This is a genomic window from Frigidibacter sp. MR17.14, from assembly GCF_037095735.1.
GTDB lineage: Bacteria > Pseudomonadota > Alphaproteobacteria > Rhodobacterales > Rhodobacteraceae > Frigidibacter.
Genome location: NZ_JBAWKD010000001.1, coordinates 307,715 through 332,495, shown reverse-complemented (window position 1 = coordinate 332,495; position 24,781 = coordinate 307,715). Strand labels below are relative to the sequence as shown.

Annotated in this window: 24 protein-coding genes; 9 read left to right on the top strand and 15 right to left on the bottom strand. The window is 69.8% G+C overall.

Going from position 1 to position 24,781, the window contains the following annotated elements; genetic code table 11:
- Positions 1-70: 70 nt before the first annotated feature.
- Both V8J36_RS01515 and V8J36_RS01510 read right to left on the bottom strand, forming a co-directional pair.
- Positions 71-1,552 carry an AMP nucleosidase gene (locus V8J36_RS01515; protein ID WP_336465485.1) on the bottom strand — a complete coding sequence of 494 codons (1,482 nt, stop codon included), beginning with the start codon at positions 1,550-1,552 and terminating at the stop codon, positions 71-73.
- Positions 1,549-3,348 carry an adenine deaminase gene (locus V8J36_RS01510; protein WP_336465484.1) on the bottom strand — a complete coding sequence of 600 codons (1,800 nt, stop codon included), beginning with the start codon at positions 3,346-3,348 and terminating at the stop codon, positions 1,549-1,551. Before V8J36_RS01510 ends, V8J36_RS01515 begins: the two co-directional genes overlap by 4 nt.
- A 166-nt stretch (positions 3,349-3,514) precedes the next feature.
- Here V8J36_RS01510 and V8J36_RS01505 point away from each other — a divergent pair, with 166 nt between their 5' ends.
- The 3 genes from V8J36_RS01505 to V8J36_RS01495 are packed head-to-tail and all read left to right on the top strand — an operon-like array spanning position 3,515 to position 5,698.
- The gene (locus tag V8J36_RS01505) at positions 3,515-4,516 is read left to right on the top strand and encodes a DNA topoisomerase IB (protein WP_336465483.1); all 1,002 of its coding nucleotides are present in this window, start codon (positions 3,515-3,517) and stop codon (positions 4,514-4,516) included.
- Between the two features lie 28 nt (positions 4,517-4,544).
- The gene (locus V8J36_RS01500) at positions 4,545-4,847 is read left to right on the top strand and encodes a SelT/SelW/SelH family protein (protein ID WP_336465482.1); all 303 of its coding nucleotides are present in this window, start codon (positions 4,545-4,547) and stop codon (positions 4,845-4,847) included.
- Entirely contained in the window at positions 4,847-5,698 is an 852-nt protein-coding gene (locus V8J36_RS01495) for an SDR family oxidoreductase (RefSeq protein WP_442902450.1), read from the top strand. The genes V8J36_RS01500 and V8J36_RS01495 overlap by 1 nt, the downstream gene beginning before the upstream one ends.
- Before the next feature lie 48 nt (positions 5,699-5,746).
- On the opposite strand, the gene V8J36_RS01490 is transcribed toward V8J36_RS01495, so the two are convergent.
- The 6 genes from V8J36_RS01490 to V8J36_RS01465 all read right to left on the bottom strand — a co-directional run bounded on the left by V8J36_RS01490 (position 5,747) and on the right by V8J36_RS01465 (position 11,470).
- On the bottom strand, positions 5,747-6,940 hold the full coding sequence (locus tag V8J36_RS01490; RefSeq protein ID WP_336465481.1) for an MFS transporter: 1,194 nt from the start codon (positions 6,938-6,940) through the stop codon (positions 5,747-5,749).
- Between the two features lie 225 nt (positions 6,941-7,165).
- Positions 7,166-9,088 (bottom strand): 1-deoxy-D-xylulose-5-phosphate synthase, encoded by a 1,923-nt coding sequence (dxs, locus tag V8J36_RS01485; RefSeq protein ID WP_336465480.1) that lies wholly within the window; start codon positions 9,086-9,088, stop codon positions 7,166-7,168.
- Positions 9,089-9,105: 17 nt separating this feature from the next.
- Entirely contained in the window at positions 9,106-9,987 is an 882-nt protein-coding gene (locus tag V8J36_RS01480; protein ID WP_336465479.1) for a polyprenyl synthetase family protein, read from the bottom strand.
- A gap of 9 nt (positions 9,988-9,996) precedes the next feature.
- Positions 9,997-10,233, bottom strand: coding sequence for an exodeoxyribonuclease VII small subunit (locus tag V8J36_RS01475; protein WP_336465478.1), 237 nt, complete (start codon positions 10,231-10,233; stop codon positions 9,997-9,999).
- Positions 10,234-10,317: 84 nt separating this feature from the next.
- Complete coding sequence (locus V8J36_RS01470; RefSeq protein WP_336465477.1) at positions 10,318-11,022, bottom strand: response regulator; 705 nt, start codon at positions 11,020-11,022, stop codon at positions 10,318-10,320.
- A gap of 25 nt (positions 11,023-11,047) precedes the next feature.
- Positions 11,048-11,470 (bottom strand): MarR family winged helix-turn-helix transcriptional regulator, encoded by a 423-nt coding sequence (locus V8J36_RS01465; protein ID WP_336466166.1) that lies wholly within the window; start codon positions 11,468-11,470, stop codon positions 11,048-11,050.
- A 290-nt stretch (positions 11,471-11,760) separates the two neighbouring features.
- Between V8J36_RS01465 and V8J36_RS01460 the strand changes: the two genes are divergently transcribed.
- A complete protein-coding gene (locus tag V8J36_RS01460; protein WP_336465476.1) occupies positions 11,761-12,630 on the top strand; it encodes a branched-chain amino acid aminotransferase in 870 nt (289 codons plus the stop codon).
- A gap of 27 nt (positions 12,631-12,657) precedes the next feature.
- Here V8J36_RS01460 and V8J36_RS01455 read toward each other — a convergent pair whose 3' ends face one another.
- The 4 genes from V8J36_RS01455 to V8J36_RS01440 form a co-directional block, all read right to left on the bottom strand.
- Positions 12,658-13,302, bottom strand: a complete 645-nt coding sequence (locus tag V8J36_RS01455; RefSeq protein WP_336465475.1) for a glutathione S-transferase family protein — start codon at positions 13,300-13,302, stop codon at positions 12,658-12,660.
- 21 nt (positions 13,303-13,323) lie between these two features.
- Positions 13,324-14,517 carry a GNAT family N-acetyltransferase gene (locus tag V8J36_RS01450; RefSeq protein ID WP_336465474.1) on the bottom strand — a complete coding sequence of 398 codons (1,194 nt, stop codon included), beginning with the start codon at positions 14,515-14,517 and terminating at the stop codon, positions 13,324-13,326.
- A 234-nt stretch (positions 14,518-14,751) separates the two neighbouring features.
- Positions 14,752-15,522 carry a glycerophosphodiester phosphodiesterase family protein gene (locus V8J36_RS01445; protein ID WP_336465473.1) on the bottom strand — a complete coding sequence of 257 codons (771 nt, stop codon included), beginning with the start codon at positions 15,520-15,522 and terminating at the stop codon, positions 14,752-14,754.
- Between the two features lie 7 nt (positions 15,523-15,529).
- Positions 15,530-15,994, bottom strand: coding sequence for a RidA family protein (locus V8J36_RS01440; RefSeq protein WP_336465472.1), 465 nt, complete (start codon positions 15,992-15,994; stop codon positions 15,530-15,532).
- A 276-nt stretch (positions 15,995-16,270) separates the two neighbouring features.
- Here V8J36_RS01440 and V8J36_RS01435 point away from each other — a divergent pair, with 276 nt between their 5' ends.
- From V8J36_RS01435 to V8J36_RS01425, 3 genes are read left to right on the top strand one after another with little or no spacing between them, the layout of a single operon-like run.
- Complete coding sequence (locus tag V8J36_RS01435; protein ID WP_336465471.1) at positions 16,271-17,026, top strand: MlaA family lipoprotein; 756 nt, start codon at positions 16,271-16,273, stop codon at positions 17,024-17,026.
- On the top strand, positions 17,016-17,627 hold the full coding sequence (locus V8J36_RS01430; RefSeq protein WP_336465470.1) for an MlaC/ttg2D family ABC transporter substrate-binding protein: 612 nt from the start codon (positions 17,016-17,018) through the stop codon (positions 17,625-17,627). The genes V8J36_RS01435 and V8J36_RS01430 overlap by 11 nt, the downstream gene beginning before the upstream one ends.
- A complete protein-coding gene (locus V8J36_RS01425) occupies positions 17,620-18,111 on the top strand; it encodes a GNAT family N-acetyltransferase (protein WP_336465469.1) in 492 nt (163 codons plus the stop codon). The genes V8J36_RS01430 and V8J36_RS01425 overlap by 8 nt, the downstream gene beginning before the upstream one ends.
- A gap of 93 nt (positions 18,112-18,204) precedes the next feature.
- Here V8J36_RS01425 and V8J36_RS01420 read toward each other — a convergent pair whose 3' ends face one another.
- Positions 18,205-20,448, bottom strand: a complete 2,244-nt coding sequence (locus V8J36_RS01420; protein WP_336465468.1) for a transglycosylase domain-containing protein — start codon at positions 20,446-20,448, stop codon at positions 18,205-18,207.
- A 360-nt stretch (positions 20,449-20,808) separates the two neighbouring features.
- On the opposite strand from V8J36_RS01420, the gene V8J36_RS01415 reads away from it, so the two are divergent.
- The gene (locus V8J36_RS01415; RefSeq protein WP_336465467.1) at positions 20,809-21,147 is read left to right on the top strand and encodes a P-II family nitrogen regulator; all 339 of its coding nucleotides are present in this window, start codon (positions 20,809-20,811) and stop codon (positions 21,145-21,147) included.
- A gap of 29 nt (positions 21,148-21,176) precedes the next feature.
- On the top strand, positions 21,177-22,523 hold the full coding sequence (locus tag V8J36_RS01410; protein WP_336465466.1) for an ammonium transporter: 1,347 nt from the start codon (positions 21,177-21,179) through the stop codon (positions 22,521-22,523).
- Between the two features lie 169 nt (positions 22,524-22,692).
- Here the strand turns inward: V8J36_RS01410 and V8J36_RS01405 are convergent, their stop codons facing one another.
- Positions 22,693-23,877, bottom strand: coding sequence for an amino acid aminotransferase (locus V8J36_RS01405; protein ID WP_336466165.1), 1,185 nt, complete (start codon positions 23,875-23,877; stop codon positions 22,693-22,695).
- Positions 23,878-23,881: 4 nt separating this feature from the next.
- Positions 23,882-24,727, bottom strand: coding sequence for a 3-mercaptopyruvate sulfurtransferase (gene sseA / locus V8J36_RS01400; RefSeq protein WP_336465465.1), 846 nt, complete (start codon positions 24,725-24,727; stop codon positions 23,882-23,884).
- Positions 24,728-24,781 lie beyond the last annotated feature (54 nt).

Here is a 24,781-nt window from a genome sequence, read left to right as displayed (position 1 = left end):
ACAGGTTTTGGCCCTGCAAGGCAAGGGGTTTTCGCCATTCCCCATCGGAAACAGCGGTATTTGGCGGTTTTCACAGGAAGGCTGTCTCTTCGAAGCTACGCAACTTGCGGCTGTGGATCCGTTCCAGCGGCATGTCGCGCAACCGCTCCATCGCGCGGACCCCGATCTGCAGGTGCCGGCTGACCTGCGTGCGGTAAAAGTCGCTGGCCATGCCGGGCAGCTTCAACTCGCCATGCAGCGGCTTGTCGGACACGCACAGCAGCGTGCCATAGGGCACCCGGAACCGGAATCCGTTGGCCGCGATGGTGGCGCTTTCCATGTCGAGCGCGACCGCGCGGCTCTGGCTCAGCCGCTGCACCGGGCCCGACTGGTCGCGCAGTTCCCAGTTGCGGTTGTCGATGGTGGCCACGGTGCCGGTTCGCATGATCCGCTTCAGCTCGTAGCCCTCGAGCTGCGTCACCTCGGCCACCGCGTCCTGCAGCGCGATCTGGATCTCGGCCAGCGCCGGGATCGGCACCCAGACCGGCAGGTCCGCGTCCAGAACGTGATCCTCGCGCAGATAGGCATGGGCCAGCACGAAATCGCCCAACTGCTGCGAATTGCGCAGACCCGCGCAATGGCCGACCATCAGCCAGGCATGGGGGCGGAGCACCGCGATATGGTCGGTCGCGGTCTTGGCATTGGACGGGCCGACTCCGATGTTGACCAGCGTGATCCCCTGCGAGCCCTCGCGCATCAGGTGATAGGCCGGCATCTGCGGCATCTTGCCCAGGGATTGCAGCACCCCGTCCGCATCCATCCGCAGGTTCCCCGGCCCCACGAAGCCGGTGTAGCCGGACGAGGGGTCGGCCAGCGCCGCCCGCGCGAAGGCCTCGAATTCGTCGACATAGAACTGGTAGTTGGTGAAAAGGACGTGGTTCTGGAAATGCGCCGGGTCCGTCGCCGTGTAATGGGCAAGCCGGGCCAGCGAATAGTCGACCCGCTGCGCGGTGAAGGGCGCCAGATGCCCCGATCCGTCGGGATGGGACAGGTTGGTGCCGTTGACGATGTCGTCGTCCATCGTCGCCAGATCCGGCACGTCGAAGACATCGCGAAGGCTGAAGGCCAGCACGCCCTCCTGCGGCACGGCGATGCTGCTGGACCCGGCCACCGCGAAATGCACCGGCATCGGCGTCGAGGACTGGCCCACCGTCACCGGCACTCCGTGGTTGCGGATCAGGTGGCCCAGCTGCTGGATCAGGTAGTTCCGGAACAGCCCGGGCCGGGTGATCGTGGCCGAGTAGGTGCCGGGCACCGCGACATGGCCGAAGCTCAGCCGCGAGTCCGACATCATGTAGCTGTCGGTGGTGATCCGGACCTCGGGGTAGAAGGCGCGCAGCCGGGCCGGGGGCTTCTCGCCGGTGATGGCGCCGTTGAAGCCCTCGCGCAGGAAGCCCGTCGCCTCGTCATACAGCTCTTCCAGCCGGGCGACGGCGGCCTCGGCATCGGTGAAGCTTTCGCCGGGACGCGCGGCGGGGGACTGGATGCGGGGGGCGCGGTCGATCCGGGTCATTCAAAAAGCTCCGTCAGCTTGAAGCTGCGCACATCCACCAGCCCAAGGTCCGAGATCCTGAGTTCCGGGATCACGACCAGCGCCAGCAGCGAGTGCTGCATGTAGGCGTTGTTCAGGGTGCAGCCGCAGTCGGCCATCGCGGCGACCATCCGCTCGGCGGCGGCGGCGACCTCGGCCGCGGGGCTGTCGCTCATCAGCCCGGCGATCGGCAGGGCGACGCTCGCGATTTCGCGCGCATCCTTCCAGACGGTGATCCCGCCGCCCAGTTCGCCCAGCCGCATCGCTGCGGCCGCCATCAGCGCCCGGTCGGTGCCGACGACGATCATGTGGTGGCTGTCATGCGCCACGGTCGAGGCCATCGCCATCGGCCCCTTGTAGCCGAAGCCGGACACGAAGCCGTTCACCACCTTGCCGGTGCCGCGGTGCCGCTCGACCAGCGCGATCTGCGCCACGTCCTTCGCCTCGTCGGGGCCGACGATGCCGTCGTGAACGTCCAGCTCGGCGGTCAGCGCCTTGGTGGGCGCCTGGTTCTCGACCACGCCGATCACCTTCGCGGTGACGCTGTTGGCGCCCTCGGGCGCGCGGATTTCGAAATCGCGGTCGGTCAGCTCGGTGCCCAGCCGCACCGTGGCGCGGGCATGCTCGGGCCAGTCGTAATGCGGGCAGTCCACCGTCAGCTTGCCGCCCTCGGCCACGACGCGGCCGCGGGCGATCACCATCTCGATCGGCAGGGCCCGCAGGTCCGAGGTCAGGATAACATCCGCCCTCCGCCCCGGCGTGATCGAGCCCAGCTCGCGTTCCAGCCCGAAGTGGGTGGCGGTGTTGATCGTGGCCATCTGCAGCGCGACCAGCGGGTCGCAGCCGCAGTCGATCGCATGGCGCAGCACGCGGTTCATGTGGCCCTCGTTCACCAGCGTGCCGGAATGGCAGTCGTCGGTGCACAGGATGAAGTTGCGCGGATCAAGGCCCTTTTCGGTAATCGCGGTGATCTGCGTCTTCACGTCGTACCAGGCCGAGCCCAGCCGCAGCATCGCCCGCATCCCCTGCCGGACCCGCGCGATGGCATCGGCCTCGCAGGTGCCCTCGTGATCGTCGGCGGGGCCGCCGGCGGCATAGGCGTGGAAGGGCCGCCCGAGGTCGGGCGAGGCGTAATGCCCGCCCACCGTCCGGCCCGCGCGCTGGGTGACGGCGATCTCTTCCAGCATCTTGGTGTCGCCGGCGACGACGCCGGGGAAGTTCATCATCTCGCCCAGGCCGATGATGCCCGGCCATTGCATCGCCTCGGCCACGTCCTCGGCCGAGATCTCGAAGCCCGTCGTCTCCAGCCCCGGCGCCGAGGGCGCGCAGGAGGGCATCTGCGTGAAGATGTTGACGGGCTGCATCAGCGCCTCGTCATGCATCATCCGTACGCCCTCGAGGCCCAGCACGTTGGCGATCTCGTGCGGGTCGGTGAACATGGTGGTGGTGCCGTGCGGGATCACGGCGGCGGCAAATTCGGCCGGGGTCAGCATGCCGCTTTCGACATGCATGTGCCCGTCGCAGAGGCCGGGGATCATGAAGCGGCCCTGCGCCTCGATGATCTTCGTGTCCGCGCCGATGCAGTGTGCGGCGTCGGGGCCGACATAGGCCACCCGGCCCATCGCCACGGCGATGTCCTGGCCGTCGAGCACCTCGCGCGAGTGGACGTTGACCCATTTGCCGCCGCGGATGACCATATCCGCGGGCGCGCGCCCCATGGCCACCGCCACCAGCGTCGGTGCGGCCTCGGCCCAGCTTTTGATCGATGCATGTTCCATGCCGAAATCTCGCGCGCGGCGGGGGCGGGCGCAAGTGACCTTGTTGCGACAGCAGGCAAGGTCGGGGGGGCGTGCGACACCCCCCCGCGCCCCCCCGCGCTCTGGTGCCCCGGCCCGGCGGAACCGCGGGGGCGGGGGCCGGGTTTTGCCGGTGGAGGATTTCGCCATGCGGCTCGTCTATTATCCCGACAGTGAACCCGGCATCCGGCGGCTGCGCTGCGGGCGCGGGTTCCGCTATCTCGCGGCGGACGGCACCGCGATCGACGACCGGGCCGAGCGCGCGCGGATCGCGGCACTGGCGGTGCCCCCGGCCTATGATCGGGTCTGGATCTGCCCGCGCGAGAACGGCCATCTGCAGGCCACCGGCTTCGATGCCCGCACCCGCAAGCAGTACCGCTACCACCCCGACTGGACCACCTTGCGCGCCGCGCGCAAATACGACGGGCTCGCCCGCTTCGGCGCGGCGCTGCCGCGGATCCGCCGCGCCATCGCCCGCGATCTGCGCGGTGAGGCCGGCGATGAGGCGTTTGCCGTGGCCGCCGTGCTGCGGATGATCGACCGGCTGTCGCTGCGCGTCGGCACCCCCGCCTATGCCGCCGAAAACGGCAGCTTCGGCGCCACCACCCTGCGCCGGCGGCACCTGAAGCTGTCGGGCGAGCGGCTCAGCCTCGACTACACCGCCAAGGGCGGCAAGCGGGTGCGCGCGGTGATCGCCGACCGCACGCTGAACCGGGTGCTGTCCGCGCTCGACGACCTGCCGGGGCGGACGCTGTTCCGCTGGATCGACGACGCGGGCCGATCGCGCCCCGTCGGGTCCGAGCAGGTGAACGCGCGGCTGGCCGAGCTGGTCGGGGACGAGGGCGCCACCGCCAAGACCTTCCGCACCTGGAACGGCTCGGTCGCGGCGCTGGAGGCGGCGCTGACCGACGGCCCCGTCACGATCCGCGCCTTGTCAGAGGCTGCGGCGGCGCGCCTGCACAACACCCCCACGGTCGCGCGCAACAGCTACATCCACCCGCAGGTGCTGGCCCTGACGGACGCCGAGCCTGCCGCGCGCCTCGCCCTGCTCGACGCGGCCCCGCCGCAGGACGGCCTGACCCGACCGGAGCGTGCGCTTCTGCATCACCTTGGCGAGACGGCGCTTTCCCCGGCCCGGGCGGTGGCCTAGGCTGCGGTCACCCCGCCAGGAGCCGCCGATGACCGACCCCGCCCGCCCGCTTGTCACCATCGCCTATTGCACGCAGTGCAACTGGCTTCTGCGCGCGGGCTGGATGGCGCAGGAACTGCTGTCGACCTTCGGCGAGGATCTGGGCGGCGTCACCCTGATCCCCTCCCACGGCGGCCGCTTCGAGATCCATGTCGGCGAGGCGCTGGTCTGGGAACGCAAGCGCGACGGCGGCTTCCCGGACGTGAAGGCGCTGAAGGGCCGCGTCCGCGACGTGATCGCGCCCGAGCGCGACCTCGGCCATCTCGACCGCGACCATCACGGCGGCAGCTGATGCACCTTCTGACCCTCGGCCACGGCTACACCGCGCAGGCGCTCGCGCGCCGCGTCCGTGCCGCCGGCGGCACCGTCACCGGCACCACCCGCACGCCCGAGCACGCCGCCGCGCTGCGGGCGCAGGGCTGGGATGTCGTGGTCTGGCCCGGCACCGACCTTGCGCCGCTGTTGGCCCGCGCCACCCATGTCCTCGTGTCGATGGCGCCGGGCGAGGCGGGCGACCCGCTGCTGGCCGCCGACCGCGCGGCCTTCGCCGGGGCGCGGCTCGACTGGCTGGGCTATCTGTCCACCACCGCCGTCTACGGCGACCATGACGGGGCCTGGGTCGACGAGGACACGCCCCTGACGCCCAGCACCCGCCGGGGCGCGCAGCGCGTCGCGGCCGAAACCGCCTGGCGCGCTCTCGCGGCCGAGGCCGCCCTGCCGCTGCACATCTTCCGCCTTGCCGGGATCTACGGCCCCGGCCGCGGCCCGTTCGAGAAGGTGCGCGAGGGCACCGCCCGGCGGATCCTGAAGCCCGGGCAGGTCTTCAGCCGCATCCATGTCGAGGACATCGCGACGGCGCTGATGGCCTCGATCGCCGCGCCATCGCCCGGCAGCGCCTACAACCTCTGCGACGACGACCCGGCCCCGCCCGAGGATGTCATCGCCCATGCCGCGACCCTGCTGGGCCTGCCGCTGCCCCCCGCCGTCGATTTCGCCACCGCCGAGATGACCCCGATGGCGCGCAGCTTCTACATGGAGAACAAGCGCGTCCGGAACGACCGGATGAAGCGGCTTGGCTTCACGCTCGCCTATCCCACCTACCGCGAGGGGCTGGCCGCCCTTCTGGCCGCCGAAGCGGAATAGGGCGCGCCCCGCAGGACGCGCCCCTGTTCGCTCATACGAAGCCTCGCCTTACAGCCGGCGCGTCCGCTTCGCGTCCAGCACCGTCACCGCGAAGATCGCGAGGCCGCCAAGGCTCAGCGCCGCGCCGACATAGCCCGAGGATTCAAACCCGTAGCCCGCGTAGATCGCCTGCGCAGCCAGCCAGGGCCCCAGCGCGTTCGCCACGTTGAAGGCCGAGTGGTTCAGCGCCGCCGCCAGTTGCTGCGCCTCGCCCGCCACATCCATCAGCCGGGTCTGCAGCACCGTCGACAACCCGCCGATCACGCTCATGCAGAAGACGGCCAGGCCCAGCGTCCACAGGCTGCCCGTCGCCACCGGATACAGCGCCAGCACGATCGCGCCCAGGATGAGGCTCGCGAAACCCGCCGCGGTCTGGTTGCGATCGGCGGCCCAGCCGGCGACGAAGGTGAAGACGGTCATGCCGACGCCGGTCACCATCAGCATGATCGGCACCACCGAGGGCGGGGCCTGCATCGTCGTGATCAGCGTCGAGGCGAGGTAGGTATAGACCGCGAAGAAGCCGCCGAAGCCCACGGCGCCGGTGGCCAGCGTCAGCCAGACCTGCCGGCTCTTCAGCGCGGCCAGTTCCGACAGCGGGTTCACGCCCTTCTTCGGCTGGTCCTTGGGCGCCATCAGGAACACGCTGATCGCGGTGATTGCCGCCAGCACGCCCACGATGCCGAAGCCCCAGCGCCAGCCCACGGTCTGGCCCAGCACATTGGCGAAGGGCACGCCGATCGTCGTCGCGACCGTCAGTCCCACGAGGATCCGCGCCACCGCGGCAGAGCGCCGGTTCGGCGGCACGACCGAGGCCGCGACCAGCGCCGCCACGCCGAAATAGGCGCCATGCGGCAGGCCGGACATGAAGCGGAACAGCAGCATCGAGTGGAAATCGGGCGCCAGCGCCGACAGCACGTTGAAGACCCCGAAGGCCACCATCAGCAGCACCAAGAGGATCCGGCGCGAGATCTTCGCGCCAAGCACCGCCAGCAGCGGCGCGCCGACGACCACGCCCAGCGCATAGGCCGAGATCACCTGGCTCGCCTGCGCCTCGGTGATGCCAAGCGCGGGCGAGAAATAGGGCACCAGCGCCATCGCGGCGAATTCGGTGGTGCCGATGGCGAAGCCGCCCATCGACAGCGCAAGGATGACAAGACCCGGCGAGGTCGGAACCGGCACGGTGCCGGTTGCGGGGCCGCTCACGGCGCCAAGACCTGCGAGGTCGGCAGGGGACTGGGACACGGGGGTCGAACCTTCAGAAACGGGGATTCAGGGAATCCGGCAATCACTCCCTTCCCGCGATCTGATCCTTCGGCCGTGGAAACGCAAGAGCCCCGGCGGCAGAATGTGTGCAAACGCAGCAAACGCATGGCGGCCTTTCGCCCGCCATGCTCAAATCCTGTCACATTGACGGGCCGCGGGGCCTGCTCAGCCCCGGCCGCGGGCCGGCTGCGCTAGTCCCACGCCCAGCACCTCGAGCACCTTGGCCTCGATCTGCGCGGCATCCATGCCGGCGATCTCGTACATCCGCGCCGGGCTCGCCTGATCGATGAAGATGTCGGGCAGCACCATCGAGCGGAACTTCAGCCCGTGATCGAAGACGCCCTCGTCGGCCAGAAGCTGCGCGACATGGCTGCCGAAGCCGCCCACCGCGCCCTCTTCGACGGTGATCAGCGCCTCGTGCCCGCGCGCCAGCCGCAGGATCATCTCGCGGTCGAGCGGCTTGGCGAAGCGCGCATCGGCCACCGTGGGCGCAAGGCCCCGCGCCGCCAGCGCCTCGCGCGCGGCCATCACCTCGGCCAGACGCGTGCCGAAGGACAGGATCGCGACGCGCCCGCCCTCGGCCACGATCCGGCCGCGGCCGATCTCCAGCGGCACGCCGCGCTCCGGCATCTCGACGCCGGTGCCCTCGCCGCGCGGATAGCGGAAGGCGATCGGCCCCTCGTCATGGGCGACGGCGGTGGCGACCATGTGCTTGAGCTCCGCCTCGTCGGCGGCCGCCATGACCACCATACCCGGCAGGTTCGCAAGGAAGGCCACGTCGAAAGCCCCGGCATGGGTGGCGCCGTCCGCGCCCACCAGCCCCGCGCGGTCGATGGCGAAGCGCACCGGCAGCCGCTGGATCGCGACGTCATGCACGACCTGATCGTAGCCGCGCTGCAGGAAGGTCGAATAGAGCGCGCAGAACGGCTTCATCCCCCCGGCGGCAAGGCCGGCCGAGAAGGTGACGGCATGCTGCTCGGCGATGCCTACGTCGAAGCAGCGCCGCGGGAAGCGCTCCGCGAAGAGGTCGAGCCCGGTGCCGTCGGGCATCGCCGCGGTCACCGCCACGATCTTGTCGTCGCGCGCCGCTTCCTCGATCAGCGCCTGCGCAAAGACCTTGGTATAGGCCGGCGCGTTCGACTTGGCCTTGGCCTGCTCGCCGGTCAGCACGTCGAACTTGGCGCGCGCATGGCCGCGGTCGGCGGCCTGCTCGGCCGGGGCATAGCCCTTGCCCTTCTTGGTGATCGCATGGATCAGGACAGGCCCCGTCGCCCGCGCCTTCACCGTGCGCAGAAGCGGCAGCAGCTGGTCCAGATCATGCCCGTCGACCGGGCCGATGTAGGAAAAGCCCAGCTCCTCGAACATCGTTCCGCCGACGGTCAGGCCCTTCAGCATCTCCTTGGCGCGCTTGGCCCCCTCCTGGAAGGGCGGCGGCAGCAGGCTGACCGCGCCCTTGGCGGCGGCCTTCAGCTCGTGGAACGGACCCTCGGCATAAAGCCGGGTCAGATACGAAGACAGCGCCCCCGTCGGCGGCGCGATCGACATCTCGTTGTCGTTCAGCACCACGAACAGCCGCTTCTTCAGATGGCCCGCGTTGTTCAGCGCCTCGAAGGCCATGCCCGCCGACATCGAGCCGTCGCCGATCACCGCGATCGCGTCGCCCGGATCGCCGCCCAGTTCGCGCGCCATCGCGAAGCCCAGCGCGGCCGAGATCGAGGTCGAGCTGTGCGCCGCCCCGAACGGGTCATAGGGGCTTTCGGAGCGCTTGGTGAAGCCCGACAGGCCGTTTTCCGTGCGCAGGGTGCGGATGCGGTCGCGCCGTCCGGTCAGGATCTTGTGCGGATAGCACTGGTGGCCCACGTCCCAGATCAGCTTGTCGCGCGGCGTGTCGAAGACGGCATGGATCGCCACCGTCAGCTCGACCACGCCCAGACCCGCGCCCAGATGGCCGCCGGTCTCGGACACGGCGCTGATCGTCTCGGCCCGCAGTTCGTCGGCAAGCGTCTTCAGCTCGCGATCCGACAGCGCCTTCAGGTCAGAGGGCAGGGTGACCCGGTCGAGGGTCGGGGTCTTCGGTCGCTCGCCCATCGCGGCGCTCCTTACAGTCAGGCCTTGCGGGCGATTGCGAAGCGGGCGGCGGCCCGCAGGGTCTCGGCCCGGTCCTCATGGGGGGCCAGCGCCGCGCAGGCCTCTGCCACCAGTTCGGCGGCGCGGTCCTTGGCGCCTTGCAGGCCCAGCAGCGACACGAAGGTGGCCTTGCCCGCGGCGGCATCCTTGCCCACCCGCTTGCCGGCCGTCGCCGCGTCGCCCTCTACATCCAAGATGTCGTCGGCGATCTGGAAGGCAAGGCCCAGCGCCGCGGCATAGGCCGCCAAGGGCGCCCGGTCGGCCCCGGCCAGGATCGCCCCCGCCTCGGCCGAGAAGGAAATCAGCGCCCCGGTCTTGCCGGCCTGCAGCCGGGTGATCTCGGGCAGGGTCAGCCGGCGGCCCTCGCGCTCCAGCACCGTCTCGGCGGCGATGTCCAAAGCCTGGCCCAGCACCATGCCCTCGGCCCCGCTGGCACGCGCCAAGGCGGCGACCAGCGCCACCCGCGCCTCGGCCCCGCCCAGACGCGGATCGCAGCACAGCTCGAAGGCCAGCGTCTGCAGGGCGTCGCCCGCCAGCACCGCCGTCGCCTCGTCCCAGGCGACATGCACCGTGGGCCGCCCGCGGCGCAGGTCGTCGTCATCCATGCAGGGCAGGTCGTCATGCACCAGACTGTAGGCATGAAGCGCCTCGACCGCGCAAGCGGCAGGCATCGCCGCCGCCCGCTCGATCCCGAACAAAGCCGCCGATTCCAAGACAAGGAACCCGCGCAGTCGCTTGCCGCCCTCCAGCGCATAGCGCATCGCCGCGATCACCGGCTCGTCCCCGCGCGCGGCAAGGCTCGCGGCAAGGGCCGCGCCGATCTCGGCGGCGGTGTCGGTCAGCCGGGTCTCGAACGTCATGGCGCGGCCTCAGAGCCCCTCGACCGGCTGCAGCCCGTCGGGCTTGCCGTCGGATCCAAGGGTGATCTTCGCGACCTTCTCCTCGGCGGCCTTCAGCTTGGCCTCGCAATGCGCCTTCAGCGCAGCGCCACGCTCGTAAAGGCCGATCGAGGCCTCCAGCGGCACGTCGCCACGCTCGAGCTGGCCCACGACCTGCTCAAGCGCCTTCATCGCCTCTTCGAAGCTCATCGCGGCAATGTCTTCCATCGGGGACTCCCTCGGGCTTCACGCGTCGCGCCCGTATAGACCCGCAGGCGGCGCAAGGCCAGCCTCGGGCCGGCACGTCGCGGCCTATTCCGGCATCAGCATGTAGCCCGCGCCGCGCACCGTCTGCAGATAGCGCGGCTCGCGCGGATCTCCCTCGATCTTGCGGCGCAGGCGGGTGATCTGCACGTCGACCGCGCGTTCCTGCGCGACCTCGGCGGCCGAGCCCTTGTCGCGGCCCAGCTCTTCCACCAGCGTCTGGCGGCTGATCGGCTCGCCGACCTTGCCCGCGAAGATCCGCATCAGGGCGGCCTCGGTCGCGGTCAGCCGGATCAGCGCCTCGCCGCGCCACAGCTCGCCCCGCCCCATGTCATAGCGCACCGGGCCCAGATGGATGAACTTCGGCCCGGCCTCGGCCGGGGCAGGGGCCCGGCGCAGGATCGCGTTGATGCGCAGCAGCAGCTCCTTCGGCTCGAAGGGCTTGGCAAGATAGTCGTCCGCCCCGGCCTCCAGCCCCTCGATCCGCTCAGAGGTCTCGCCCCGCGCGGTCAGGAGCAGGATCGGCACCTTCATCTGCCGCCGCAGGTCGCGGGTCAGGCTGACGCCATCCTCGCCCGGCATCATCACGTCGAGCACGATCAGGTCGAATTCCAGCCCGGCCAGGATGCGCCGCGCATGGGCGGCATCCCGCGCCGTGGTCACCATGAAGCCGTTGCGGTTCAGGAACTTCTGCAAAAGCCCTCGGATCCGTTCGTCGTCATCCACGACCAGAAGATGGGTGTCGCCCGTCATTGCCTCACTGCCCTCGCGCCGGCGCTCATCCGGCGTCCTTCATGGATTGATAATAGCGCCGGAGGTCGGGGTCCATCATCGCCTCCAGAACCTGACGGAAGCCCGCCACCGCCGCCGGCCCCGCGGCGCGATAGGCCGCGCGCATCCGCCCGCGCTGCGCCTCGGACAATTCGCGTTCCAGCGCCTCGCCCTCGGGGGTGAGGTAGAGGTTGCGCTCGCGCTTGTCGCGCCGCCCGACGCGGGCCTCGACCAGCCCGTCCTCGACCAGCGTGCGCAGCACCCGGTTCAGCGACTGCTTGGTCACGCCCAGCATCGCCAGCAGGTTCGTCACCGTCTGGCCCTGATCGCGATGGATGAAATGCAGCGCCCTGTGATGGGCGCGGCCATACCCCTTGGCCTCTAGGATGCGGTCGGGGTCGGCGGTGAAACCGCGATAGGCGAAGAACATCGCCTCGATCCCCTTTCTCAGCTGCTCGTCGGTGAGGAACAGCAGGTTCTCGCCGCCCGGCGGCGGCGCCACGGTGGTGCGTGCCAAGGCTCCCCCCTTCAATCACGTTTCTTTTCGTCGCTGCCGATTTTAGGGCAGCCTTGTTGACTTTCCAAGAATCAAACGTTAGCTCCCAGCCATGATTTCCGCAACTTTATGTCCGAACCGGACCTTGTGGCGGTAATTTTTGAAAAACCAAGGCTGGGGTGACCGGCCAGATGATGCGGGCAAGGCCCGAAGGAGAGACGACGATGGCCGGGGCTTACGACGATCGCGACGGCAAGATCTGGATGGACGGCACGCTGGTGGAGTGGCGCGACGCCAAGGTCCACATCCTGACCCACGCGCTGCATTACGCATCGAGCGTGTTCGAGGGTGAGCGCTGCTACAACGGCAAGATCTTCAAGGGCGTCGAGCATTCGATCCGCCTGCGCAAGTCGGCGGAACTGCTGGACATGGAGATCCCCTATACCGTCGAGCAGATCGAGGAAGCCAAATACGCGATGCTGAAGGCGAACGGCTGGACCGACGCCTATGTGCGCGCGGTGGCCTTCCGCGGCGCGGGCGAGGACATGGGCGTGTCCGCCGCGCGCAACCCGGTGCGGCTCGCGGTCGCGGGCTGGGAATGGGGCGCCTATTACGGCGACGCCAAGATGAAGGGCGCGAAGATCGACATCTCGAAGTGGAAGCGTCCCTCGCCCGAGACGATCCCGACCGCCGCGAAGGCCGCCGGCCTCTACATGATCTGCACGATGTCCAAGCACGCGGCCGAGGCCAAGGGCTACTCTGACGCGCTGTTCATGGACTACCGCGGCTATGTGGCCGAATGCACCGGCGCCAACATCTTCTTCGTCAAGGACGGCGAAGTGCACACGCCGCTGGCCGATGCCTTCCTGAACGGCATCACCCGCCAGACCGTCATCGCCATGCTGCGCGAGCAGGGCGTGACCGTGCACGAGCGCCACATCATGCCCGAAGAGCTGGAGACCTTCCAGCAGTGCTGGCTGACCGGCACCGCCGCCGAGGTCACCCCGGTGGCCGAGATCGGTCCCTACCGCTTCGAGGTCGGCCAACTGACCCGCGACACCGCGATGGCCTACGAAAAGCTCGTCCGCGCGTGACGCCTTGCCGGCCCGCCCCCGGGCCGGTCAGACCTTGCCTTCCGCCGCCAGCGCGTCATCGAGCGCGCTGGCGCGCAGCGCCGCCGGGCGCGCGGCGAGCCTTGCGTGATAGGTCTCGAACGCCGGCCGCTTCGGCACCGACCCCACCATCATCCCGTAGCCCAGCGCAGAGCCGACATAGACATCCGCCGCCGTGAACCGGTCGTGGGTGATGTACTCCCGCGCCCCGAGCCAACCCTCCAGCGCGTCGAGCACGCGGGGCAGGCTGCCGAAGCCCAGCATCCGCTCGCGCTCGGGCGGGGCGGCCCAGCCCATCGCGGCGCTGGTGATCGCCTGCTCGAAGGGACCGGCGGCGAAGAACAGCCAGCGGTAATAGGCGCCCCGCTCGGCCGGCGGCGGTGCAAGGCCCGCGGCCGGCGCCGCATCGGCCAGATAGGCGCAGATCGCCGCCGCCTCGGTCACCACGGTCTCGCCATGCACCAGCGCCGGCACCTTGCGCATCTGCGTCACCGCCGCGAAGCCCGCATCGCCCATGCCCACCGCCGCCGCACCCGGGGCGGGATCGTTGAAGCCCACCAGCGCCAGCCGGTAGGGCACGCCCAGCTCTTCCAGCATCCAGCGCGCGATCCGTCCGCGCGACTGCGGATGGTGATACAGAACGAACTCGGCCATCGCTTCCCCCTCAGGGGCGCATCACACCTGGTCGTCAGAGCCGGTGCGCCGGAACGGCCCGTAGCCGGTCAGCACCTCGATCTCTTCGTCCACCGCGCTGCGCTCGGCCTCGAGGTAGCGCGCCACCGCGGTCCGGAAAGACGGCTCGGCGATCCAGTGCAGCGAATGGGTGGCGACCGGCAGATAGCCGCGCGCCAGCTTGTGCTCGCCCTGCGCCCCGGCCTCGACCCGCGCCAGCCCCTGCGCCAGCGCCCAGTCGATCGCCTGATAATAGCACAGCTCGAAATGCAGGAACGGGTGGTCCTCGGTGCAGCCCCAGTAGCGCCCGTAAAGCGTGTCGCGCCCGATGAAGTTCAGCGCCCCCGCCACCGGCCGCCCGTCGCGCTCGGCCAGCACCAGAAGGATGTCGTCGCGCATCGTCGCGTGAAACGCCTCGAAGGCCGCCCGCGTCAGGTAGGGCCGCCCCCATTTCCGCCCGCCGGTGTCCTGATAGAAGGCCCAGACCGCATCCCAATGCGCGGGCTCGATCTGGTCGCCGGTCAGCGCCCGGATCTCGCCGCCGAAGGCCTGCGCCCGCGCGCGCTCCTTGCGGATCGCCTTGCGCTTGCGGCTGGACAGATCGGCGAGGAAATCCTCGAACCCGGCATAGCCGCGGTTCAGCCAGTGGTACTGCTGCGTCACCCGGCGCAGCAGGCCCATCGCCTCGCCCGCGATCGCCTCGGCCTCGGTGCAGAAGGTGACATGGGCCGAAGACAGCCCGTTGTCGGCCGCGATCTTCACCAGCGCCTGCGTCAGCGCCGCGATCCCCGCCGCCGCGTCGCCCGCCCGCGTCAGGAACCGCCGCCCCGTCGCCGGGGTGAAGGGCACCGCCGCCTGCAGCTTCGGGTAATACTGCCCGCCCGCCCGCTCCAGCGCATCGGCCCAGCCGTGATCGAAGATGTATTCGCCCTGGCTGTGCGCCTTCACATACATCGGCATCACCGCGATCACCGCGCCGCCCGCCCGCGCCACCAGATGCCGCGGCGTCCAGCCGGACCGCCCGCCGGTCGAGCGGGAGCTTTCGAGCGCCAAAAGGAAGCGATGCGTCGTGAACGGATCGCGCGGGCGACCGCCATTGGCCGTTTCGGGGGCGGCGCAGGCATCCCAGTCCTCGGGCGCGATCGCGTCGAGCGTGTCGAGAACCGTGATCTCGATCAGGTCGGGGCTGTCGGTCATGGCTGTCCTTCCACAGTGGAGAGGCCGCAGGGGAGGGGCCGCAGGGGAAGTGGCCGCAGGGGAGAGGCCGCGACGCGGGCCGCGGGGGCTTGGCGGAGCCCGACAGAAGCTGCGTCCCGCGCGGTCGGCCGTCAAGCGCGCTCGCGGGTCTGTGACGGGCGTGCGCTGCCGCCCGGCGCTGTTCCGCACGCGCGGCGCCAAGACAGGCGGTGAGAGCCGCGTCGCCCGGGTCGCTCAGCCGGGCAGGATCGCCGGATAACCCTCGAAGGTGACGTTATGGGCCACGCTCCGCGCCGCCGCCTCGGCTTCGGTCGAGCGGATCGTCCAGCACAGGATGCCCGCACCACGGGCCTTCAGCTCGGCCACCCGCGGCCGGCCCAGATCGCCGTGCTCGTGGCTGATGAAGCTTGCGCCGGTGCGGTCGTAGTCCGGGATCTCGCGCAGCCGGTCGCAGACCGACTCGGGCAGGAACACCCAGTCCGCGGCGCAATAGGCCGAGGTGGTGATCCCCACCGCCACGTCGGGCCGCGCTTCATGAAAGGCCGCGACCGCGTTCGGGTTGAAGGACATCACCGCCAGCGGACCGGCGTAGCTGCCGATCGCCGCCGCCACCGCCGCCTCGAAACCGCGGGTGTCGGTGCCCATCGCCCCGTCCTGGTCCTTGATCTCGACCAGCAGCGGCACCCGGCCGGCGACGATCTCCAGCACCTCGACGAAGCCGGGGATCCCGTCCTCGGCATCCAGCAGCCGCGTCGCGGCCAGCTCGGCCGCGGCGAAGGCGTTGACCTTGCCCGAGCGGCCGGTCAGCCGCTTCAGGTCATAGTCGTGAAAGACCATCGGCAGCCCCTCGGCCGAGGGCTGCAGGTCGATCTCGATGCCATAGCCCGCGGCAACCGCCGCCCGGATCGCCGCGCGCGAGTTCTCGGGCCGCCCGGCCGCGCGGTCGTGATAGGCGCGGTGGGCGATCGGCAGGCGCAGGAAGTCGGGATGCAGGGGCGCAGGCATGTCGGTCTCAGCGCAGCTCGAAGATCGCCTCGATCTCGACGGCGACGCCACGCGGTAGCGACCCGGCCGAGACCGCCGAGCGCGCATGACGGCCCGCATCGCCGAAGACCTCGACGAACAGGTCCGAGGCCCCGTTGATCACCTGCGGCTGGTCGATGAACTCGGGGGTCGAGTTCACAAAGCCCACCAGCTTCACCACGCGCGCGATCCGGTCCAGATCGCCACCGCAGGCCGCCTTGGCCTGCGCGATCAGCGACAGCGCGCACTGGCGCGCGGCGGCAGCGCCGGCGGCGGTGTCCAGCCCGGCGCCGACCTTGCCGGTGATCAGGCCCGCTGCGTTCTGGCTGATCTGGCCCGAGACATAGAGCATCGAGCCCGAGATCACGTAGGGCACGTAGTTCGCGGCCGGCATCGGCGCGTCGGGCAGTTCGATCTTCAGCTCGGCGAGGCGGGCGTCGATGGTTCCGGTCATGGCGGGCTCCTTTGGGCGGGCCGCGGCGGGGGCGCGCGGCCGGTATCTGCGTCGGCGCGGAGGCTAGCCGCCGGCAGCGGCGGGGAAAAGGCCGAAAGCGGCGGGTTGCCGCCGGCGCGGGTGCGTCTGGCGGGGCGCTGTCGGAACCGGTCGTCGCACTGCAGCGTATTGTTGCTGGAAGCACGCATGTCGGACCCCCGAACTGAACCCGACGGTTTCCCCCGCTCCGGATATCCCGTATGGGAAGGAAGATTGGTTAAATTCGTGGTCGCGCGCATGTCCCTCCTCCGCCCTTCCCGCATCCTCCCGTCCGCGGCCCTCGCCGCGGCCCTCGCCCTGTCGGCCTGCGCCGACGGCACCAAGCAGCCCGACGGCGTCTATGACCCGCTCGAACGGGTGAACCGGGCGACCCACAGTGTGAACAAGGGTCTCGACACGGTGGTGCTGCGCCCCGCCTCGATGGCCTACGGCACCGTGGTTCCGCGCCCGGCACGCACCGGCGTGTCGAACTTCGCCGGCAACCTCGGGATGCCCTCGGCGATCCTGAACTCGGTGCTGCAGGGCCGGGTCGAGGACGCGGGGGCCAACACCATGCGCTTCCTCGTGAACACGACCTTCGGCATCGGCGGCCTGCTCGACGTCGCCTCGGACATGGGCCTGGACGAGCGCGAGGCCGATTTCGGCCAGACGCTGCACGTCTGGGGCGCCAACGAGGGCGCCTATGTCGAGCTGCCGGTCTTCGGCCCCTCGACGGTGCGCGACGCAACCGGCAAGCTGGTCGACGCGGTGCTCGATCCGTTCAACCACCTCGAAGAGCCCGAACAGAACTACGTGATCGGGTCTCGCGTCGGCGACAATCTGAACTATCGTTATGAGTACCGCGGGACCGCGGACGACCTGCTCTACAACAGCGCGGACAGCTACGCGCAGGCCCGCCTCACCTACCTCCAGAACCGCCGCTACGACCTGGGGCAGACGGCGGACAAGGACCAAGACGCCTACGACCCCTATGAGGACCCCTATGGCAACTGAACTGAACCGCCGTGGCCTGCTGGCCGTGATGGCCGCCGGCGCCGCCGCCGCCGCGACCTTCGCGCCGCGGGCGGCCTTCGCGCTGACCACGGACGAAGCCCGCTCGCTGGTCGATGCGCTGGTCAACGACATCAACGGCTCGATCAACTCGGGCAAGTCCGACGCCGCGCTCTTCTCGGATTTCGAGACGATCTTCACCCGCTATGCCGATGTCGCGATCATCGCGCAAAGCGCGCTGGGCGTCGCCGCGCGGCAGGCGAACCCGTCGCAGATGCAGGCCTTCACCGGGGCGTTCCGCACCTATATCGCGCGCAAGTACGGCCGCCGGTTCCGCGACTTCAAGGGCACCGACATCCAGGTCAGCGACGCCCGCGCCGTGAAGACCTTCTACGAGGTGCAGTCGACCGCCCGCGTCCGCGGCCAGTCGCCGATCGACGTGCGCTGGCAGGTCTCGGACCGCTCGGGCAAGAACCTGTTCTTCAACGTCATCATCGAGGGCGTGAACATGCTGGCGACCGAGCGCACCGAGATCGGCGCGCTGCTCGACCAGCGCAAGGGCAACCTCGACCAGCTGATCAAGGACCTGCCGACGCTTGCCTGACCTGCAGGGCGTGACGATCCGGCCCGCGCGCTTCCCCGAGGACCTCGGGGCGGTGCGCGGGCTTTTTCGTGCCTATGCCGAGGGGCTGGGCCTCGACCTGGCCTTCCAGGGGTTCGAGGCCGAACTCGCGGCCCTGCCCGGCAAATACGCGCCCCCCGCGGGCATCGTGCTGCTGGCCGGCCTCGGCGACGCGGCGATCGGCTGCATCGCCCTGCGCCCGATCGCGGTCGAGGGGCAGACCGGCTGCTGCGAGATGAAGCGCCTCTATCTCGGCCCCGCGGCGCGGGGCAGGGGGCTCGGGCACGGTCTCGTCGCTGCCCTGCTGACCGAGGCGCGGCGCCTCGGCTACCGGCGGATGCTGCTCGACACGCTGCGGACGATGACGCCGGCGCTGGCGCTCTACCGCGCCGCCGGCTTCACAGAGATCGCGCCCTATTACCACAACCCGCTCGCGGACGTGGTCTACCTCGGCCGCGATCTCTGAGCGGATCTGCCGGCTTTTGGCTTGGCTGAAATACTCCGGGGGTGAGGACCGCAGGTCCGAGGGGGCAGCGCCCCCTCGCGGCCCCGGGCCCCGTCACCGCCGCCCGAGGATCGCGCCCAGCACGTCGTTGATCACCCGCTCGACCTCATTGCCGCCGCCGCTGCGCGAGCTGCGGGTCTCGCCCTGGTAAGGGAAGTCCGGCTGGCCCGGCACCGGGCCGTTGCCGCCCTGGTCGGCGGGGACCTGGCCGTAATATTCCGTCGGCGGATCCATCGGCAGCTCGTGGATCGGCAGCCCGTCGTGAACGCGCGCCATCACCTCGTGCCAGATCTCGGCCGGCAGGCCGCCACCGGTCACGCCCGACAGCGGCGTGTTGTCGTCATAGCCCATCCAGACGCCCGCCACGTAATCGGCGGTGAAGCCGATGAACCAGGCATCGCGCGCGGCCTGCGTCGTGCCGGTCTTGCCCGCCGCCGGGCGGTCGCCCAGCTTCGCGCGCCGGCCCGAGCCTTCCTCGATCACGCGGGTCATCATGTAGACCAGCTGCCGCGCCGCGGTTTCAGAGATCACCCGCTCGCCCATGCCGCCGTCCTTGCCCATCAGCGGCTCGGAATCGCTCTTCAGGCTCAGGCTCTCGATGCCGTAGGGGCGCACGGACGAGCCGCCGTTCAGGAAGCCCGCATAGGCCCCCGTCATCTCGATCAGCGTCGATTCCGACACCCCCAGCGCCAGCGCCGGCCCGTCGGCCAAGTCATGCGCGAAGCCGAAGCCCTCAGCGATGCGGCGCACGTTCTCGCGGCCCACCGCCTCCTGCACGCGGATCGTCGCGGTGTTGACGGAATTCGCCAGCGCCGTCATCAGCGTGATCGGGCCCCGGTACTGGCCCTTCTCGTAGTTCTGCGGCGACCAGGGGCCGGACCCCGGCACGTCGATGGTCAGCGGCGCGTCCTGCACGATCGACGAGGGCGGATAGTTCTCGTCCAGCGCCGCGGCATAGACGAAGGGCTTGAAGGTCGAGCCGGTCTGCCGCTTGGCCTGGGTCGCGCGGTTGAACGCGCCCTGAACGCCCGACTTGGTGCCGCCGATCATCGCGCGCACCGCGCCGTCCGCCGACATCACGATCACCGCCGCCTGCGCCTTCGAGCCGGCCTTCAGCTTGCTTTCGAACACATCCTTCAGCGCCCCCTCGGCCGCGGTCTGGATCCGCTGGTCGAAGGTGGTGCGGATCACCACGTCCTCGGTCGTGTCCTTGGTCAGGAAGTCCGGCCCCGATTCCATCACCCAGTCGGCGAAATAGCCGCCCGAATCCTGCCGCGCGCCCTCCGACAGCTGCGCGGGATGCTGCCGCGCCTGGTCGGCCTCGGCTTGGGTCAGATAGCCCTGCTCGCGCATCAGCCCGACGATCAGCGTCGCGCGCTCCTGCGAGCGTTCGAGGTTCGCGGTCGGGGCGAAGCGCGTCGGCGCCTTCAGCAGGCCCGCCAGCATCGCCGCCTCGGCCGGCGAGACATTGGCCGCCGACTTGCCGAAGTAGCGCTGCGAGGCCGCCTCGAAACCGCGGGTGCCCGCACCCAGATAGGCGCGGTTGAGGTAGATGGTCAGGATGTTGTCCTTGCCGTACTTCGCCTCCATCGCGAAGGAGAACGGCACTTCCTTCAGCTTGCGCCACACCGACGAGACGCGGCAGTCGGCCTCGTAGCTGGCCTCGTTCTTCCATTTCGACGGATCGTAATCGACGCCCAGGCACAGGAGCTTCGCCACCTGCTGGGTGATGGTCGAGCCGCCGTTGCCTTCAAGCGCGCCGCGCCCCTCGGACAGGTTGATCTTCACCGCCGAGGCGATGCCGCGCGGGCTGATCCCGAAATGCTGGTAGAAGCGGCGGTCCTCGGTCGCGACGATCGCATTCTTCAGGTAGGGCGAGACGGTGCCGGCGGTGATCTCGCCGCCGAAGGTCTCGCCGCGCCAGGCGAAGACCTGGCCGTTGTCGTCGGTCATCGTGACCGAGCCGCGGGTGCGCGCGTCGAGCAGTTTTCCCACGTCCGGCAGCTGGCTGTAGAAATGCATGGTCATCGCGCCAAGGCCCAGCGCGATGGCGACCGCGACGGTCGCGCCCATCGTGAAGACCGCCCGCCAGATGCCGCCCAGCACCGTCGAGACCAGCGCGACGATCGGGTTGCGCCGCCGTCGTGGCGCGCGTTTGGGCGTTTTCGGCGGACGGCCACCGCCGCCGGATCCGCCCGAGCCGCCGCCGCGCGCCGGGGGCTTCTGCGTGGACCGTGCCGATGCCTGATAGCGCCGGTCGGCGACCAATGGAGGTCGTCTGCCGCTGTTACCCGTCATTTTCTGCAAGTCCGCCCGCTATTTGTGCCACAATGCGCCACCGTTGCTGACCAAGTGCCGAAGGATCGCAGAAGATCCCGGACCCGGCCGCCGGCCGCGCGTTTTCCCGACACCATAGCCTGCCGCGCCTGCGAAGTGGAGCGTTTTGACTTCACGATTCGGTTTGCATTCTGCTTAATGTATGAGCACGTTGTGTCTTTTGTGCAATTATTGTGCGAAACTGTGTCCGGGGTGGGGCGAAGCCGGTCCGCTCCGCCTTGTAACGCCGGCGTGAAACCGGCCATCTGCCTGCCGTGGGCTGAGCCGCCACCTGAAGACAGGGGCCTGCCGACAGGGCGCTGCCAGAGGAAGGAACCCAAAGTGAAACTCATCATTGCAGCCATCAAGCCGTTCAAGCTCGAGGAAGTGCGCGAGGCTCTCACGGCGATCGGCGTGCGCGGGATGATGGTGACCGAGGTGAAGGGCTTCGGCTCGCAGTCCGGCCACACCGAAATCTACCGCGGTGCCGAATACGCAGTGAACTTCGTGCCGAAGGTCAAGCTCGAGATCGTGGTCAGCGACGCCCTCGCCGACCAGGTCATCGAGACCATCCAGAAGACGGCGAAGACCGACAAGATCGGCGACGGCAAGATCTTCGTGCTCGATGTCGCGCAGGCGGTCCGCGTGCGCACCGGCGAGCTCAACGACGACGCGCTCTGAGCGTTCCGGGACAGGGGAAAGAAGAGAACATGGCAAATCTTAAGAAACTCGCGGGCCTCACGGCGCTGACGGCGCTGGCCGCGCTGCCCGCCCTGGCGCAGGACACCGCCGCTCCGGCCGCCGAAGCCGCCGCGGACGTCATCGAAAAGGGCGACGTCGCCTGGATGATGACCTCGTCGCTCCTGGTGCTGTTCATGCTGATCCCGGGCCTCGCGCTGTTCTACGGCGGCCTCGTGCGCACCAAGAACATGCTGTCGGTCCTGATGCAGTGCACCGTGGTCGGTGCCCTGGTCATGGTGATCTGGTGCCTCTACGGCTATTCCTTCGCCTTCGGCGGCTCGACCTCGCCGTTCTGGGGCGGCACCGCGAAGATGTTCCTGGCCGGCGTGACGCTCGACTCGACCGCCGCCACCTTCTCGGACGGCATCGTGCTGCCGGAATATGTCTTCATCGCCTTCCAGATGACCTTCGCGGCCATCACCCCGGCCCTGATCGTCGGCGCCTTCGCCGAACGCATCAAGTTCTCGGGCGTGCTGCTGTTCTCGGCGCTCTGGGTGACCTTCTGCTACTTCCCGATCGCCCACATGGTCTGGGACGGCGCGGGCCTGATCTTCAACATGGGCGCCATCGACTTCGCCGGCGGCACCGTGGTCCACATCAACGCCGGTATCGCCGCGCTGATGTGCGCGATCGTGCTCGGCCCGCGTCTGGGCCTCGGCAAGGACATGATGGCTCCCCACTCGATGACGCTGACCATGGTCGGCGCGGCGATGCTGTGGGTCGGCTGGTTCGGCTTCAACGCCGGTTCGAACCTTGAAGCCACCGCCGGCGCGACGCTGGCGATGCTGAACACCTTCCTCGCCACCGCCGGCGCCATCCTGGCCTGGTGCGTCGTGGAAGGCCTGAGCCGCGGCAAGGCCTCGGGCCTGGGCGCTGCCTCGGGCATGGTGGCCGGCCTCGTCGCCATCACCCCGGCCTGCGGCACCACCGGCCCGGTCGGCGCGATCATCCTCGGCGTGATCGCCGCGGTGGTCTGCTACTTCTTCGTCACCACCGTGAAGTCGAAGTTCGGCTATGACGACAGCCTCGACGTCTTCGGCGTCCACGGCATCGGCGGCATCGTCGGCGCCATCGGCACCGGCATCCTCTGCGCCCCCTCGCTCGGCGGCACCGGCTTCGTCGTCGAAGCGGGCACCATGGGCGCCCAGGTCATGGCCCAGATCAAGGCCGTGCTGGTGACCATCGTCTGGTGCGGCGTCGGCTCGCTCATCCTGCTCTACGTCACCAAGGCCATCACCGGCCTGCGCGTGAGCGCGGACGAGGAACGCCAGGGCCTCGACCTGTCGTCGCACGGCGAAAGCGCCTATCACTCGTGATCCCGCGAAGGGGTCGAAACGGAAAGGGCGGCACTTCGGTGCCGCCCTTTTCGCTTTTGGAAGGAAGGGCGGGGGGAGGCGCGCCACCCCCGTCGCCGATCGGTCCTCGGACCGATGGAGGACCAATCGGCGCCCCCCCTGCGCCATGGTGCCCTTGCCCCGCGGGGGGCTAGAGGCCGATGTCGAGGATCGCCTGCGCCACCACCGGGACATTCGCCTCGTACAGGCCCGCGACATTCATCCGGCTGTCGCCGATCATGTAGATCCCGGCCTCGTCCCGCAGCCGCGCGACCTGCGCGGGGCTGGCGCCAAGGCGCGAGAACATGCCGCGATGCTCGGCCAGGAAGCCGAAGCGGTCCGATCCCGAGCGGTCGCGCAGCACCCGCGCCAGCGCCTGACGCATCGTCAGCATCTGCGCGCGCATCGCCGCCAGCTCGTCCACCCAAGCGGCGCGCAAGGACGCATCGCCGAGGATCTCGGTCACGATCCGCGCGCCATGGTCGGGCGGGAAGGAATAGGTCTGGCGGTTCAGATGCGTGAGGTTGTCCTGCAGCACCCGCGTCTGCGAAGCCCCCGTGCCCAGCGCCAGCAACACCCCGGCCCGGTCGCGGTAGAGCCCGAAATTCTTCGAGCAGGAGGCCGCGATCAGGATCTGCGGCAGCCGCGCCGCCAGCAGCCGGGTCGCGGCGGCGTCCTCTTCCAACCCGTCTCCAAAGCCCTGATAGGCGAGGTCGATCAGCACCAGCGCGCCCGAACGCTCCAGCGCCGCGGCGATCCCGGCCCAGTCGGCGGGCGTCGGATTGGCGCCGGTCGGGTTGTGGCAGCAGCCGTGCAGCAGCACCACGTCGCCGGCCGGAACCTGCGCCAGATCGGCCAGCATGCCCTCGCGGTCGAGCCCGCGCGTCTCGGGGTCGAAGTAGCGGTAGCTGCGGGCCTTCAGACCCAGATGCGCCACGATCGTCGGGTGGTTCGGCCAGGTCGGGTCGGGCATCCAGACGGTGGCGTCCGGGTTCGCCATCCGCACCAGCGCCAGGGCCTGGTGCACGGCGCCGGTGCCACCCACGCAACCCGCGAAGGCCAGCCGCGCGGGGTCGTGACCGGGGCCGAGGATCAGCCCGGCCATCGCCCGGCTGAAGGCCGGATCGCCGGTCAGCGCGGTATAGGTCTTGGTGTCCTGCGCGGCCCAGATCCGCTGCTCGGCGGCCTTCACCGCCGCCATCACCGGGGTGCGGCCCTGCGCGTCCTTGAAGACGCCCACGCCGAGGTCGACCTTCTGCGCCCGCGTGTCGGCGCGGAACAGGTCCATCAGCGCAAGGATCGTGTCCGGCGCCTGCGGTTTCAACGCATCGAGCAGCATCTCAGCCCTTCGCGACCTTCAGGTCGTCATACATGCCCCATTCGGCCCAGGAGCCGTCATAGAGCGAATGGTCGCGGTGACCGATGATCTGCAGCGCCAGCGACAGCACGGCCGCCGTCACGCCCGAGCCGCAGGAGGTGATCGCGGGCTTCGACAGGTCGACCCCGGCGGCCTCGAACACCGCCTTCAGCTCGGCCGCGGGCTTCAGCGTGCCCTCGGGCGTCATCAGCGTGGCGATGGGGACGTTCTTCGCGCCGGGGATGTGGCCGGCGCGCAGGCCCGGCCGCGGCTCGGGCTCGTCGCCGCGGAAGCGGCCCGCGGCGCGGGCATCGATGATCTCGTGATCGCCGAGCTTCGAGGCGGCCGCGACCTGGGTCACGTCCTTCACCATCTGGTTCTGCTTCTGCACGGTCATGTGCCGGTCGCGGATGATCGGCGGCAGGTCCTCGGTCGGCCGGCCCTCGGCCAGCCATTTCGGCAGGCCGCCGTCGAGCACGGCGACATCGGTCTTGCCCATCAGCCGGAAGGTCCACCAGACGCGGGGGGCCGAGAAGATGCCGGCACCGTCGTAGACCACCACCTGATGGCCGTCGCCCACGCCCATCGCCCGCAGGCGCGACATGAACTTCTCGATCGGCGGCGCCATGTGCGGCAGCTCCGAGCGGCTGTCGGAAATGTCGTCGAGATCGAAGAAGCGCGCGCCGGGGATGTGGCGGGCCTCGTATTCGGCCTTGGCGTCGCGCGCCATCGCCGGCAGGTACCACGAGGCGTCGAGCACCCGCAGGTCGGGGTCGCGCAGGTGGGCCTCGAGCCAGTCGGTCGAGACCAGGGTTGTCGGGTCGTTCATTCAGGTCCTCCCGGACGTCCGCCGCGAAACTTTGTTACGTCCTAGCGAAAGCGC